The organism is Clostridium sp. 'deep sea' (assembly GCF_014931565.1).
In the GTDB taxonomy this organism is placed as follows: domain Bacteria; phylum Bacillota; class UBA994; order PWPR01; family PWPR01.
Window position 1 is genome coordinate 1,738,213 of sequence record NZ_CP063353.1, and the last position, 14,469, is coordinate 1,752,681.

Annotated in this window: 13 protein-coding genes and 1 riboswitch; of the genes, 4 read left to right on the forward strand and 9 right to left on the reverse strand. The window is 29.9% G+C overall.

The window, feature by feature from the left end:
- Positions 1 to 8: 8 nt before the first annotated feature.
- A complete protein-coding gene (locus IMX26_RS08170; RefSeq protein WP_195161179.1) occupies positions 9 to 551 on the reverse strand; it encodes a hypothetical protein in 543 nt (180 codons plus the stop codon).
- A gap of 162 nt (positions 552 to 713) precedes the next feature.
- On the opposite strand from IMX26_RS08170, the gene IMX26_RS08175 reads away from it, so the two are divergent.
- A complete protein-coding gene (locus tag IMX26_RS08175; protein WP_195161180.1) occupies positions 714 to 1,049 on the forward strand; it encodes a DUF3795 domain-containing protein in 336 nt (111 codons plus the stop codon).
- A gap of 289 nt (positions 1,050 to 1,338) precedes the next feature.
- On the opposite strand, the gene IMX26_RS08180 is transcribed toward IMX26_RS08175, so the two are convergent.
- The 6 genes from IMX26_RS08180 to IMX26_RS08205 form a co-directional block, all read right to left on the reverse strand.
- Positions 1,339 to 2,457 carry a ribose-phosphate pyrophosphokinase gene (locus IMX26_RS08180; protein WP_195161181.1) on the reverse strand — a complete coding sequence of 373 codons (1,119 nt, stop codon included), beginning with the start codon at positions 2,455 to 2,457 and terminating at the stop codon, positions 1,339 to 1,341.
- A gap of 185 nt (positions 2,458 to 2,642) precedes the next feature.
- The gene (locus tag IMX26_RS08185; RefSeq protein WP_195161182.1) at positions 2,643 to 3,206 is read right to left on the reverse strand and encodes a hypothetical protein; all 564 of its coding nucleotides are present in this window, start codon (positions 3,204 to 3,206) and stop codon (positions 2,643 to 2,645) included.
- A 280-nt stretch (positions 3,207 to 3,486) separates the two neighbouring features.
- A complete protein-coding gene (locus tag IMX26_RS08190; RefSeq protein WP_195161183.1) occupies positions 3,487 to 5,037 on the reverse strand; it encodes a family 10 glycosylhydrolase in 1,551 nt (516 codons plus the stop codon).
- Positions 5,038 to 5,342: 305 nt separating this feature from the next.
- The gene (locus IMX26_RS08195; protein WP_195161184.1) at positions 5,343 to 6,359 is read right to left on the reverse strand and encodes a hypothetical protein; all 1,017 of its coding nucleotides are present in this window, start codon (positions 6,357 to 6,359) and stop codon (positions 5,343 to 5,345) included.
- A gap of 187 nt (positions 6,360 to 6,546) precedes the next feature.
- A complete protein-coding gene (locus IMX26_RS08200; RefSeq protein WP_195161185.1) occupies positions 6,547 to 7,491 on the reverse strand; it encodes a protease complex subunit PrcB family protein in 945 nt (314 codons plus the stop codon).
- Positions 7,492 to 7,664: 173 nt separating this feature from the next.
- The gene (locus IMX26_RS08205) at positions 7,665 to 8,519 is read right to left on the reverse strand and encodes a DegV family protein (protein WP_195161186.1); all 855 of its coding nucleotides are present in this window, start codon (positions 8,517 to 8,519) and stop codon (positions 7,665 to 7,667) included.
- A 171-nt stretch (positions 8,520 to 8,690) separates the two neighbouring features.
- Here IMX26_RS08205 and IMX26_RS08210 point away from each other — a divergent pair, with 171 nt between their 5' ends.
- The gene (locus IMX26_RS08210; RefSeq protein WP_195161187.1) at positions 8,691 to 9,290 is read left to right on the forward strand and encodes a TetR/AcrR family transcriptional regulator; all 600 of its coding nucleotides are present in this window, start codon (positions 8,691 to 8,693) and stop codon (positions 9,288 to 9,290) included.
- Positions 9,291 to 10,005: 715 nt separating this feature from the next.
- Here the strand turns inward: IMX26_RS08210 and IMX26_RS08215 are convergent.
- Entirely contained in the window at positions 10,006 to 11,433 is a 1,428-nt protein-coding gene (locus IMX26_RS08215; protein ID WP_195161188.1) for a M28 family metallopeptidase, read from the reverse strand.
- Between the two features lie 317 nt (positions 11,434 to 11,750).
- A riboswitch (glycine riboswitch) is annotated at positions 11,751 to 11,845 on the forward strand.
- 80 nt (positions 11,846 to 11,925) lie between these two features.
- Between IMX26_RS08215 and IMX26_RS08220 the strand changes: the two genes are divergently transcribed.
- Positions 11,926 to 12,603, forward strand: a complete 678-nt coding sequence (locus IMX26_RS08220; RefSeq protein WP_195161189.1) for a trimeric intracellular cation channel family protein — start codon at positions 11,926 to 11,928, stop codon at positions 12,601 to 12,603.
- A gap of 295 nt (positions 12,604 to 12,898) precedes the next feature.
- On the forward strand, positions 12,899 to 13,936 hold the full coding sequence (locus IMX26_RS08225) for an aminotransferase class I/II-fold pyridoxal phosphate-dependent enzyme (protein ID WP_195161190.1): 1,038 nt from the start codon (positions 12,899 to 12,901) through the stop codon (positions 13,934 to 13,936).
- Between the two features lie 61 nt (positions 13,937 to 13,997).
- Here IMX26_RS08225 and IMX26_RS08230 read toward each other — a convergent pair whose 3' ends face one another.
- A complete protein-coding gene (locus tag IMX26_RS08230; protein ID WP_195161191.1) occupies positions 13,998 to 14,402 on the reverse strand; it encodes a hypothetical protein in 405 nt (134 codons plus the stop codon).
- Positions 14,403 to 14,469 lie beyond the last annotated feature (67 nt).

Here is a 14,469-nt window from a genome sequence, read left to right on the forward strand (position 1 = left end):
TACAAATACTAATATTTAAGAATAGAAGAAACTCTAACTTTTAAACTATCTGGTAAACTTTGATTTAAACATCTTTTAATCAAAATTGGATTCACTAGTTGATGTTTTAAATGTTCTTCTAATATATCGGCTTTTATCTCTCTTTGCATTAGCAAATATAAAAAATACCAATCTTCTAAACTAGTATAATTTAATTTAACACCATTTACAATTTCGGTAGCTGTTATTGACTCTTTATCAAAAATATACTCATAACTACCTTGCTCATGATGAATAATAAACTTGCCCATTATATCTACTTCTATATCATTAACACTAAATTTACTAAAAAATTTTGTACCATACGTTTTTGATTGGGCAACAACTTGTTTTTGACCCATTGTATTTAGTATTTCTTCTACTTTGCTATAATCACTTTCAGCTACAATTAAATCTATGTCGTTAGCTTTAGTAACTAAACCATGGTACTTTAACATTAAAGAACCACCTATTCCCCAGCTAATACTTTGTTCGTTTAGCTGCTTAGCAATTGTTACTAATGTGTGTTTCATAGTGTCTCCTCTAACTAACGTATTTTTTTTATTTTAAACTATATTATTGAAATAGGCAAACATATGTGCTATAATTTTTTTACACTTAATATATGTATTTAATATCATTAATTAAAATTATAGAATAATTTTACATACAAAACTATATCTTTAGGAGGTATTATGAAAAACTTAGCTTACTGTGGCTTGTTGTGTAATGAATGTGAAATATTCAAAGCAACGCTTGCTGATGACTGTGATTATAAAGAACAGGTTGCTAAAAATTTTTCTAGTCCTCAGTACCCTTTAACTAGTGCTGATATAAACTGTTATGGTTGCTCAGACAATAACAAAGCAATTTTTAAGTTTTGTGAAGAATGTGAAATTAGATTATGTGGAATAGCTAAGTCCTTAACAAATTGTGGGCAGTGTAAAAGTTTTGCCTGTGATAAATTACATAAAGCTTTTGAACATAATCCCGAGAATAAAAAGCGTTTAGAAAAAGTATTTATTAAGTAAGATTTTTCTTTATATAGGTTATGCACTCATATATTCATTAAAAGCAAAAAGAGAGTCACCGCCTCTCTTTTTGCTTTTTAAATTTGTTTTTCATTCCAGTAAAACTACTCAACTATGTTTATGCCTTGAGCCCTGCAAAATTTACTTTTTCACTCAATAATATTAACCACTAAGTTACTATATTTTGATGTAGGATATACAGGTTTAGTAGACTCTCTATTCTGTTTAAAGAACTCTATGATATATTCCTTATCTGTATAATCTCCACCATGACCTATTTTTTAAATCACTACCCTTTACTAACTATCAGCTTCTTAATATTTTCAGTAGCATCAAGTAAAGGTGCTATAGATTGATCGTTATTAATATTAAAAATTATATTGGCTAAAAACTCTGCCATGTCTACCTCTACAAACCACTCACAGTCTTTTAATTCTTGTGAAATATGGGTTAGGTTAGTAGAGTAAACACGCTCCACTAATCCTTGCTCATACAACTTATCATACCTTTTTTTACCTTCAGTAAATAAAGCAAAGGTTGTTGCGATATATATTTTTTTTGCTTTACGCCGTTTTAATTCTAAAATAATATCTATTAGTGATTCTCCAGATGAAATCATATCATCTGTTACAAATACATCTAAACCCTCTACATCTCTGCCCATGTATTCGTGCTGCACTATAGGATTTTTTCCGTTAACTACTTGGCTATAATCTCTACGTTTATAAAACAAACCTATATCTAAGCCCAATACACTAGCATAATAAATTGACCTATCCATAGCACCGGTATCGGGACTTATAACAATCATATTATCATTATTAATATTTAACTCTGTTTCTTTTTCAATAAAAGTTTTTACAATGTCATAGGTAGGGTAAAGGTTTTGAAATGAAACAAGTGGTATGGCATTTTGCACATTGGGGTCATGTACATCAAAGGTTATTATATTATTAACCCCTAGTTTTTCAAGCTCTTGTAAAGCAATAGCACAGTCTAAAGATTCTCTCATTTTTCGACGGTGTTGTCGTGAAGCATATAACATAGGCATAACAACTGTCACTCTTCTAGCTCTACCACAAAGTGCAGAAACAGTTCGTTTAATGTCTTGAAAATGTTCATCTGGCCCTTTATGGTTAGTAAAGTTAAATAGTTTGTAAGTAGTGCTATAATTACCTACATCACAAAGAATAAAGATATCTTTTCCTCGTACTGTTTCCTCAATAACTACCTTACCTTCTCCATTAGAGAATCTTATTTCTTGGGTTTTAAGTAGATTAGACTTATTAATATTTTGAGACTTACACTGTAAAAAAATATCTATTTTTTCACCTAAATCTCTACAACTTTCAAGGGCTATAATACCTAATTCACCATTTGGAGCTCTACTGCTAGTAGTAAAACTCATTTTATCCCACCTATCTCAAACTTATTATTTCAAAGTCATTATAGCTTACTAGTAAAAACATTTCAATGAGCTAACTTACTATAATTTTAAAATAAAATAAGAGGACAATTTGCCCCCCAATACATGCTTATTTAGCTTTATTAAAATAACAAAAATTATATATTGTATATACTTTCATCCATTGTTTATTTATTTATTTTTAAAATAATCTTTTTAAGTTGATTAAATTCGCTAGCATTTATTAAACCTTCATTTAGTAACAACTTCAGCTCTCGTAATTCCTTTGAAATCCTTATTACCCTAAACTCCGACTCAAGCTCTGATTGTAATTTGCTATCTAAGATTACTTGTTCTTCATTTTCTTCGTTATTGTTATTTTTTGTTTCAAATTCAATAACTAAATCTGTATAAGATTTTATGTAGTCGGTAATTGAGTTAATGAGTTTGTCGTTATACTTAATACCTATACTATCACATTTTCTTTTATACTGTACTATCATAGCTAAGGCATCTGATAGTATTTCGTATATTTTTGGATCATCACCAATGTACTCATAAATATTCATAGCTTTACTGATTTTATTAATTGACTCACTAGGATTAGGATTAATTATTTTTAAGCCATACCATGGGTCATTATACCTAAATGAGTATTCTTCAACTAAGTCATTAATTAGTCTAAATTTTGTTGCTAAGTTGCTATAAACAGGGCTATTAATGAAATCTATTCTGCGTTGAATTTGTCCCATTTTTTATCACCTCCAATTCAATAACAAACCTACTACCAGTCTCACTAACATAATAACATATCTTTTCTCAACAATTTCTTAAAATACTTTTAGTAGTTTTTTAAATGTATTTATTTTATTTTTAAATTAATCATAGTTTTTTTAGATTAAAGCTTTTTTAACTTACTTTACGTTATTTAATTAAAGCCATAGGTAATTTTTATGGATAAAAAAATCGCTCATAGAGCGATTTAATCTTAAAAACTATTTATTTAAACTACTACTGGATGTTTCGTTTTATTTATTTAACATATCTCTCTTCCAGCATATCTGCAATCACAGATTTATTCTTAAGTGCAGTGTAGTTAAAGAATATACTGCCCTTTACTTCTGAATACGTGCTGTTTAAATCTAACTGTCTCACTAATTCAGCTGAACCATACCAAGCACTATCCGGGTTGCTACTGCCAGCGCGATAAGCGGCTTGTCCAATATACAAATCAACATTGCTATCTTTTACAACATCTGTCCACCAAGCTAAAAGCTTACTATAATCTGCTATATCAAATCCTATATGCCAATAAATTTGAGGCACAATATAGTCTATATATTCTTCTTTAACCCATTTTCTAGAATCTGCATACTGATCAACATAAGACTGCATACCTCTAGTATCACTGCCCATTTTCGAAGAGCTTTTATTACACCAAATACCAAATGGACTTATACCGTAACTAACTTTGCTTGATTTTGCTTTTATAGCAATCCCTAAGTCTTTAATAAGCTTATTCACATTATCTCTTCGCCAGTCATCGATATTATTGAATTTTGTGCCATACTCAGCATATGTTTTGCCATCATTAAAATTTTTACTCGGATAAAAGTAATCATCTAAGTGTATGCCATCAATATCATATTTCTCTATTAACTCCATGCTACTATCTATAATTAATTGTCTTACCTCTGGTAAACCGGGGTTAAAGTACAAATTTCCATCTGTATGCTCTACTACCCAATCGGGGTTTTTAATAGCAGGATGACTTGGGTCTAAACTGGCATAATCTAAGGCTGGCTCTCCAGCTTTTTTCTTAGTAATTCTATATGGATTAATCCAAGCATGAAGCTCTATACCACGGTCGTGAGCCTCTTTAACCCAGTAAGTTAACGGATCAAAATCATAGTTTGGCGCGGTTCCTTGTTTACCTGTTAAATACTTAGACCAAGGAAAATATTCTGATTTATATAAAGCATCAGCAGTTGGTCTAACCTGTAAAAAAATTGAGTTTAAACCTAATTGCTCAGCTTTGTCTAGGATAGCGTTTGCCTCAACCTTTAGCTTTGTGTCATTTACAGAAGGCACACTTGGATAATCTAAGTTTATTACAGAAGCAACCCATAAGCCTCTCATTTCCTCATTTTGAGACTTATTATTAACTGTAATACTAACTGTTTTTGTACTGTTATTCCAGTCTACAGTCGCGTGTAAACTCTCTGCCACAAACCTTGCTGGTACCATGGTTCTATTACCTATAATTGTTGGAGCAACGTTAAGCACTATTGAACTTCCATTTAACAGTGCATTTTTATTATTAAGAGTTAAAGATACTCGTGTAGAATCTTTATAACCGGATACTGTTTTTGTTTGCTCATCCCAATGTACTGTTGCACCTAACGCCTCAAAAATAGCTCTCATAGGCACCATAGTTGTTTGATTAATAATTGTTGGAGAAACATCTGTTACTAATTGATTTCCATTAATGTATATGTTAGTAGATATTGCATGTCCGGCTTGTACTGTTGTTAATAATAAGGCAAACATTAAAAAACTTACAAGTATTTTAAACCCCTTCATCTCATTCTCCCTTTTTATCTTTGTATAATGTGTATAAGACTATCTTAACTATGCTATGTTCCATAATACCAAATATAAACTCAAAACAGCGAAATTTTATAGAAATATATTATGATTTTAACATAAATATTTTTTTTATAAAATGTAATATTTTATTAAAATATTCTTTTGTCTATAGCTATTTTTTAAAAAAGTAATTTTAACAAATTATCTTAGGTCATAATTATCTTTAAAACTAAACCTTTAATAATATTGAACTTAATCTCTAAGACTTAATATAAACCTCTACTATTTTAGTTAGTAGACTAGTTATTATTCTGCTTCTCCAGCATTTCTGTAAACTGTTTTTTTATGTGAGGGATTAAGAAAAGCTTGTCTACTAAAGTAAGCTTTATAGCCAAACCTTTATACATACTTTCTATATAACAAAAGAGGTCTTCATTATCAGTTACCATTTCAGTAGGCATTGCTATGTTTTGATTAAAGTGAGATAAAATAAATTTCTGAAAGCTTTCTGCAAATTTTAGAGGACTACACATATGTTGAGCTACAACTCTTTGACTCTCTGTATCTACCATTAACAAGTTAATGGGATAAAATATAAGACCATCTTGCTCAACTGGGTATGGATAATAGAAATAGCTAATTTCCCATACCTGATTAAGCTTTTTAGTGTTTCTTTTTAACCGTGCTAAACTAAGCTCATCATAAGCAACAGGTACTTTTAAAATCCTTTGATAATCCTTTAACATGTCTTCTATAACCATGCTTTTATCTACATAACTATTGTCTTTGTTAATCTCTCTTAAATAACAGATATTCTGCTCAAAAAAGCTTTCATCGCTAACATTATACTGTTTTAAATCCACTATAAAATCTGTAGCATAACTTAATATATCTGCTATTAAACTTAAGTCATTATCATTTGGTCTTACTGGGTAAAAACCTGGCTTATAAACCCTAAAGGCAGGCCATAGTTTTTCATCTTCAAAACATTCTCCACTGGTAAAAGCATAGTCGTAATCTTCTTTTGGCAGATCTGATTTATCATTAAAATAAACAGCAAAACCTTGCTGACACAATAAAAACTCATTGTAATTTTCATAACCCTTAACAAAGGTATCTATTAAATTAACTAAACCAGGTATGCCTTTGTATATTGTTAAACCTAATTCTTTTTCTTTATTACCTAATACACTGCAAAAATAAATATCTTGATATTTAGGCATCTTTAAGGCAAATATATCTGTAGAAAATAACCACTTCCATGGCCTTAAATTATTAAACTTCTTGGCAAATTGATATAATTTTAATTCATTCATTTTATACCTCAATTCTTCTTGCTATTCTAATGGTACACAAAAAACATATCTTACACAATAACAATAACTATAATTTAATATACAAACATATATTTGTTTAGGATGATATAAAAAAAATAGAACTACCTATGTATTGGTAATTCTAAATAAAGGCCTAATATGTTAATTGTTTAGGGTAAAAACAGTTTTATTTTTCAAATGATACTATTATTCGTCGTCCATACTCATCAACATAATAGTTAAATACAACAATTTCATTATCTTTAAAAGACTCTTTACATTCCTTTATGCTTTCAACTGTAGTCCAAAAAAATTCATCTTTATCTTCTATTGAAATAATACAAATATCACCCTCTGTAACCTCTTTAAACTTTCCTAAACCAATTAAACCTTGCCAATCCTCTGGCACTGCTGGCAACGAGGCTTGCTCTAAAGAGCAAACCTCTAATTCGCCATTTGAGTTCTTGAAATAACTTATATCCAAAGCCATATTTTTTTGCAATTTAAGAGTATTACTTTCTTGTTCTGTACTATATTTAAACATATAACTCTCTTCTGTTGTTTTTACACTAATATATTTTTCATCAAGCCTTTTACTGTAAATGCCATTTAGCTCCTCAACTTTAAGGTGATTTTCTACCTTAATAAGCTCTCCGTTGCTGCCTTTATAGTCTATAAAATCTACGTCTATTGTTTTTTCACTCGCACTAACTTTAAGCAATAAATAAGGATATGTTAACGCCATAGTAACCATGCTATCTTTTTTAGGTTTATTAAGTTTAACCTTAAATGTTACTTTATCTACACCTTCAATTACCTCTGTTACCTCTAAGCTATAACCACCAGTCTTCATTTCACCAGCTGATATTAACAAGTATCTGTATGATTTTTCGTTATATATTGCTAGTATTTTATATCCATGTTCTTTTTTATTGCTTTCAACCCAATACTTATCTTGATCACGTTCTAAATCTGTAATATTTATAACTGTATATTCGGTTTTTTTGTCAGATAATAATGTAGGAAAATTATCTGCATCAGGATGTGTACGTGGTTTATTTGTTAGTTGTTTACATAATACCAAACACATAACTACACCAATTAATAGAACAACACTTATTAATTTTTTCAAAACTACCACTCCTTGTATTCCTAACATCTTAGACCTCTAATATTAGAATATGTTCCCAATTAATACAAGATTTAAACGTTTAACAAAGCTGATTTTTATCAAAACTAATTAATCTATTAATCGAAAGTAAAAAGGGGCTTTTGCTTCAACTTTTGAAGCAGCCCCATTTACACCTATATGCTATTTTTTTTTACCCAAGCTAAACCTACAGTACGTGGTCCTGTATGCACACTTATTACTGGAGATAATTCACTAACAATTATCTCGTGTGTTGGGTAAATTAATTTTATTTCATCTTGTAGTTTTTTTACATAATCTTCGGCACTTGCATGAGCTAACATAATTACAGAGTTTTCACACAATTGCTCACTTTTTAATATCTCTATTATTTTTGCATGTGATTTTTTTATTGTTCTTACTTTTTGTTTAACTACAATTTTACCATCTATAAAATGAAGTAAAGGTTTAATTTTTAACACAGTACCTATCGAAGCAGCCGCTAAACTTATTCTACCAGTCCTATGTAAATGTTTTAAATCCCCTACTACTAAAAGTATTTCAGAATTATCTCTTATGAACTCTAAGTGTTTAATAATGTCCTTAACATCTTTAGCTTTTTTAGCTAAACAAAGGGCTTCAATAACCATTTGTCTTTGTACTACTGATGTACTTAAAGTATCAAAAATCGTTATTTTATCTTTAGCTACCATTGATCTAACTAGCTCTCCAGTTTGATAAGTGCCACTTATTCCCGAGCTTATAGTAATATAAATAATATGATCATAGTCAATTAAAATATCTTCAAAAAGTTTAGTCAGTTCACCCACTAATGGCTGTGAGGTAGTTGGTAATTGTTCGGTTTCATGCATTAAGCTAAAAAACTCTTCCTGAGTTAAGTCAATTCCATCATTATAAGTATTATTACCTATTATTATTTGTAAAGGTATCGTATATAAGTTGTTATGCTTATTCAATAAATTCTTTTCGATAACAGCTGTGCTATCTGTAACAATTGCAATTTTACTCAAATTTCTCACCCCTTTTACTCTTCAACTGATTTTTTCTCAATTTACAGTAAAAATGTTATACTAGTAACAAGTTAGACACTTGTTACATTTACATATTACCATTATAATTATAAAAAGAGACAACAGTCAATTAAACTGAACAAGTTACACATATAAGGAGTATTGTTACAAATGAATCATACAGATAAAAAAGTTAATCCTATTACTATTCGCTCAAAAAAGTGGATTGTTGACTCCTTGATTGAGTTAATGGAAGAAAAGCCTTACAAAGATATTTCAATAAAAGAAATAGCAGATAGGGCTGGTTTAGTTAGGCAAACTGTATACCGAAATTTTAAAACCAAAGATGCTATAGTAAAACACTATGTAGATAATTTTTATATCTTTTTTTATAACATGATTTCCGAAAAAGAATCTATTTCTTTTTATGATTTACTGCTCCTTTATTTTGAATACTGGGATCAAAATAGAAACTTTATAAAAAAATTAATAGATAATGATATTTATATTTTATTATTAGATATGCATTTAGATTATATTAAAAACATGGCTGGAGATGCAAAATTTGAGAAACTTATTTTTAGAATACGCAGTAAACATGAAAGATATATGAACCACTTTTCAGCAGGCGGTTTATGGTTTGTTTTAAAGAAATGGATAGAGGATGATAACCCCGCAAAACCAGCAGAAATGGCAAATATAATTCTCAATTTTTACAATATCAAAAGACTAAATACCAAGTATATTTCGTTTTTAGAAAATAGATCATAAGCTAACATTAACAAAAAGAGGGGGCTGTCCCATTAGAAGAAATTAAAAAATACAAAAGTGATAGTATATTTACAACAATTATTCCTATATTTTCTATAAAAATATAATAATTTATAGACATAGATTTAAAAAAAGTAAAAATACAACTTAAAATTTTAGTAAGGCTGGTAAATTAAATTACTAATTTTAACTGCTTTTATTTGCAAATGAATAAGTCTAAAAAACAGTTTTAAAAATCATAATCAAGGATAAAGCAAAATATTGATTTAAAACCACAAAGTACACAAAGAGAAAAGAAGGGGTTATTGCTTACCGTCAATTCCGTGCCTCAGCACCTTAATCTAAAGTCAATCCATGTTCAAAAGATTAATAATAAGCTTCATTTTTCAAACCACAATAGTACCTCATTTTTGTTGTAATTTCAACATCAAAAAGATTTGTCCGTATCCATGTAATCCTCACTGTGTGATTCTGTGGACACTTAAGTAACATGCATTTATTACTAAATCAGACTACATCATATAAAAGCATAGGGGCGTGGAAATTGAAAAAAATTATTTCCTTGCCCCTTTTATTATCCGTGAATTATTTTATTATCTAGCATTTGATTTAACATTGTTATCTTTAAGTTTACTTTTATTTAGATCTTCACTTTGTAGAATTAATGCGACAGCCCCTTAAGAACCTCTATTAAATTTAACCTTGCCCTATACCCCTACTTATAATACTCTTCTGTTATAAATTTAACTGCTGCATTAACAGCCTCTTGGTGTTTATTAATATCAATTGTTAGCTCATACGAGTCTTGCATAGTATGGTGCCTTTGAATCTCTTGTAATTGTTTAAACATTACCGAAGGAACTCCACATACCGTAAAGGTTACATGGTCACTGCTCAATATATAACTAGATCTTGAGGCAATACCTATATTCTTTGTATAATTTACTATTTGTTCACTGAGCTTAATTGAGTTTGTACCCGCATAACATATCTCTAAATACTCTGCTCCTTTTGCCCCAATCATATCAAAATTTAACATTGTTGTATAATCCAATGACACTAATGGGTTAGACACATAGTGATTAGAACCAGCAAAATACTCTTCTTCACCATTAAAGGCAATAAAAATAATATCATACTCCGGTCTTTCATCTTTTGCTAATAAGGTTCTGGCAATTTCTAAAATACCTGCAATTCCTGAGGCATTATCTAACGCTCCAGGATTATATGTTTCATCTTTATTGTCTCCAATATGATCCAAATGTGCCCCAACTATTAGGTGTTTCTTACTCTTTTGATTTGTACCCTCTATTATACCAATAACATTAGAGCTCTTACATTTCTCTAAAGAGAAATCTACCTTTAAATATGCAGAATCTCCTCTCTCAGCAGCCTCCTGTAAGTATGGGTAGGCATCATTTGAGCAATACATTAAAATAGGTCCATTTTTATTATTCAGCTTTTTACCACCTCTATTTAAGCGCCTCATTTGTTTACTCACATGAAAATAGCCATCTCTTTTATTATCAAAATTAATTATAGCGGCCTTTATGTATCCGCTTAGTGATTTAACCTTGTTAACAATGCCCTCAGCCTGACGAGCATCATACTGTAAAGCGTAAGCTAAACGTTTGTCAATTAACAAAACTTTATTTTTAATTTTTTTGTTAGCTCTACTTAATTGCTCCATGCTCGTAACATTTACTAACTCTGCCTTAACTTCACCCTTTATCATGGTATGAGGCCATAATGCTAACCCATTATAATCAGATAAATTATTATATTCACCTGTTACCTCACCTGTTTTTCTGCTTGTTATCAATACAGCAGGTGAATTTACCACCATTAAATCCTGTTGAAAGCTTTGTAAGTAATCTGGATATTTAGTAGGAGGTGTTAGTCCTAACGACTTAAACTGCTCTACTAAAAACTTAACTGTTTTTAAATTACCGGCTGTGCCAGGTAACCTACCCATATATGAAGCTGAGGTTATTTCTTTTATTACATTATAGGTATAATCATCTACTGGTTTGTGTACTATGGAACTAAGAGGTATTTCTTTAATTGCATTTTGTTCAGAGGTATATAAAATACCACTGACAATTATCATTAATATTAATAATGATGTTAATAAATACTTCAATTCTCAACACCTCTTTTACTTTCAGACTTTTAATGATAACGATTATCTATATTAATAATATCGGCTGCTAGACCTTTTTTTTAACTAGTAAAATTAAGCATTTATATTATATCACTAATGGCTAAGCAACCATATTATTTTATCTTTTTACAAAAAAAATAAAAACATACTTGACATTTATTAATATTATATATAGAATGAACAAAAATAATTTAAGTGGAAGATGATTATTGGAGATATCTTTTTAGATAACCGTAGAAGCAAGGAATATTTTTGCTTGAACTTATTCTGAAACTTTCAGGTCAATAACAATAATCTGACACTACCCTGGAGAGACTCATTTAATTGAGCATCGACGAAGAAACTTATGATTAATAAGGAAACTTTCAGATAAAAGGACAGGGAATAAAAAGCAATTAAAGGCTTTTTATTCCCTGTTCTTTTTAGTACATGCGAATAAAAGGCGTATTATAACTGAAAGGAGTAGTTATTATGTTTTGGTTTAATGTATTTGATATTATAGGCACTGTCGCATTTGCAATATCTGGAGCTTTGGCTGGCATGAGAAAACAGCTTGATTTATTTGGTGTTATTACACTATCTATTACTACTGCTTCTTTTGGAGGATTAATGCGTGATATCTTTATAGGTAAACTTCCTCCAACTATTTTTACAAACCCAAAATATGTTGTAATAAGTTTAATTACAGCACTTATAACTTTTGTTATATACCCAATTATCTTAAAAACTCTTTCGATCAAAACAAATAAATTTGGCATAAACCTAATATTAATCCTTGATGCTATAGGTCTAGGAGCTTTTACTGCTTTAGGAACAGAGATAGCAATATCCCATGATATAAACAATATTTTTAGCGTAGTATTTATGGGCACTGTTTCTGGAGTTGGCGGTGGCGTTATTAGAGATGTTTTTATTAGAAATATACCCCTTATCTTAAAAAAAGAAATATACGCCTTAGCATCCATCACGGGTGCTACAATAATGTTTTTTTCACATAGTTTATTACCAACAATGCTTGCTATGTACCTTTGTTTTATAGCAACAGTTTCACTAAGAATTTTATCTATGCGATTTCAGCTTAATCTACCAACGGCTAAAATATGTTTAGATGAATTAGATGAAAATTGTACTGATAAATCCTGGTGCTAATGAGTTAGGTAGTTGGTTATTATTCATTGGTTTGGCTACTGGTTTATGTATTGTTTATTATAGAACTACCACTATAGTTTACAAACATAAACTTATAGCCAAACCAACCCCTCCCACTAAAATAACTAATCAGTATTATTCATCTCTACATAATAAATTTTATACGCTATAATATTCCCTACAAAAAAATAGAAATTAAATCCATCACTAAATATTATTAATATTGATATCCACCACTATATTTGTATAATATTATTGGTATAATAGCATTAAAAATTACTATAGGAGAATAAGGATGAGTAAAAAATTATATAGCTTTAAAAATGACTATAGTGAAGGTGCACACCAAAATATTATTAAAGCTTTAACTGAAACAAATTTAGTTCAGCAACACGGTTATGGAGAAGATGATTACTGTAAAAGTGCCAAAAACCTTATTGCAAAACACTTAGAGAATAAAAATTCTCAAATTCACTTTACATCTGGAGGTACCCAAGCTAATTTAGTAGTTATATCCTCTATTTTAAGGCCTTATGAAGCTGTGTTATCGGCTGATAACGGTCATATATATGTGCATGAAACTGGTGCTATAGAGGCAACCGGACATAAAGTATATGCTGTTGATTGTAAAGATGGCAAAATTACGGCTAATATGGTTAGAAAAGCTGTTAATTTTCATGCAGATGAACACATGGTAAAAATAAAAATGGTATATATCTCAAATGCTACAGATATGGGTGCTGTTTTTACAAAACAGGAACTAAGTGATTTACGAAAAGTATGTGATGAGTTAGGTCTGTATTTATTTATGGATGGCGCAAGATTGGGCTCAGCCCTTAGTTCTTCTTACAGCGACTTAACGTTAGCAGACTGTGCTAAATTAACTGATGTATTTTATATAGGAGGAACAAAAAACGGAGCACTACTTGGTGAAGCCATTGTTATTAACAATCAATGCTTACAAGAATATTTTCGCTATAGTTTAAAACAAAAAGGTGCTTTGTTAGCAAAAGGTAGATTATTAGGTCTTCAATTTTATGAACTGTTTAAAAATAATTTATTCTTTGACTTGGCAAAACATGCTAACAAAATGGCAACTATCTTAAGTGAAGAATTAAGTGAATGTGGAATAACTTTTAAAACTAAACCATCATGTAATATTATTTTTGCAATCTTACCCAATAGTTTAGTTAAGGAACTTCTTAAAAAATATGATTTTTATGTAATAGAAAAACATAATGAAGACAGTTCAGTAGTTAGATTGGTAACTTCTTGGGCTACTCCCGAAAGTATTGTAAAACAGTTTATTGCTGATTTAAACAAATTGTTATAAAAAAATATACACCCCTTAATAGCCAAAGGGGTGTTATTTATTATCTATATGTAACACAATATTATAAATATGTGTTGCGATCTGGATCTTTGCCATCAACTAACCACTTAACGCCAGTTGTCTCCCAAGTAGCACTAGAGGCAGCATCGATATATCTTTTTTGCTTGTCTTTACCTGCTTTTTTCATTAAACGTTTAAACTGCATTGCTGTAACAATACCTTCTAAAATAACTACTGATTTGTCTAGTCCATTTTCTAACAATAATTTATGACCTTCAATCATAGGTGCCTGTGACTCAGATGGCAGTGTTTTCATTTCTCTAATATCAATAAAAACATTAAAGCCTTTACCTAAACTAGGAACTAGTGATTTTACTTCTCCAAGCCATTTATTCATTTCACTCTCTTGAATAAAGCCACTAAAAGCCATTTTTACTCCGTATTTTTGTTTATTAATAATATACATAATTGCTCTCCTTTATATAATGTTGTTACCATGACAAAATTAGCCCTCTCCTAAATGTAAAAAATAT

Bases quoted from the DNA above. Each gene is read 5' to 3' on its own strand.
- IMX26_RS08170 (WP_195161179.1), bottom strand. From the start codon at position 551: ATGAAACACACATTAGTAACAATTGCTAAGCAGCTAAACGAACAAAGT.
- IMX26_RS08175 (WP_195161180.1), top strand. From the start codon at position 714: ATGAAAAACTTAGCTTACTGTGGCTTGTTGTGTAATGAATGTGAAATA.
- IMX26_RS08180 (WP_195161181.1), bottom strand. From the start codon at position 2,457: ATGAGTTTTACTACTAGCAGTAGAGCTCCAAATGGTGAATTAGGTATT.
- IMX26_RS08185 (WP_195161182.1), bottom strand. From the start codon at position 3,206: ATGGGACAAATTCAACGCAGAATAGATTTCATTAATAGCCCTGTTTAT.
- IMX26_RS08190 (WP_195161183.1), bottom strand. From the start codon at position 5,037: ATGAAGGGGTTTAAAATACTTGTAAGTTTTTTAATGTTTGCCTTATTA.
- IMX26_RS08195 (WP_195161184.1), bottom strand. From the start codon at position 6,359: ATGAATGAATTAAAATTATATCAATTTGCCAAGAAGTTTAATAATTTA.
- IMX26_RS08210 (WP_195161187.1), top strand. From the start codon at position 8,691: ATGAATCATACAGATAAAAAAGTTAATCCTATTACTATTCGCTCAAAA.
- IMX26_RS08220 (WP_195161189.1), top strand. From the start codon at position 11,926: ATGTTTTGGTTTAATGTATTTGATATTATAGGCACTGTCGCATTTGCA.
- IMX26_RS08225 (WP_195161190.1), top strand. From the start codon at position 12,899: ATGAGTAAAAAATTATATAGCTTTAAAAATGACTATAGTGAAGGTGCA.
- IMX26_RS08230 (WP_195161191.1), bottom strand. From the start codon at position 14,402: ATGTATATTATTAATAAACAAAAATACGGAGTAAAAATGGCTTTTAGT.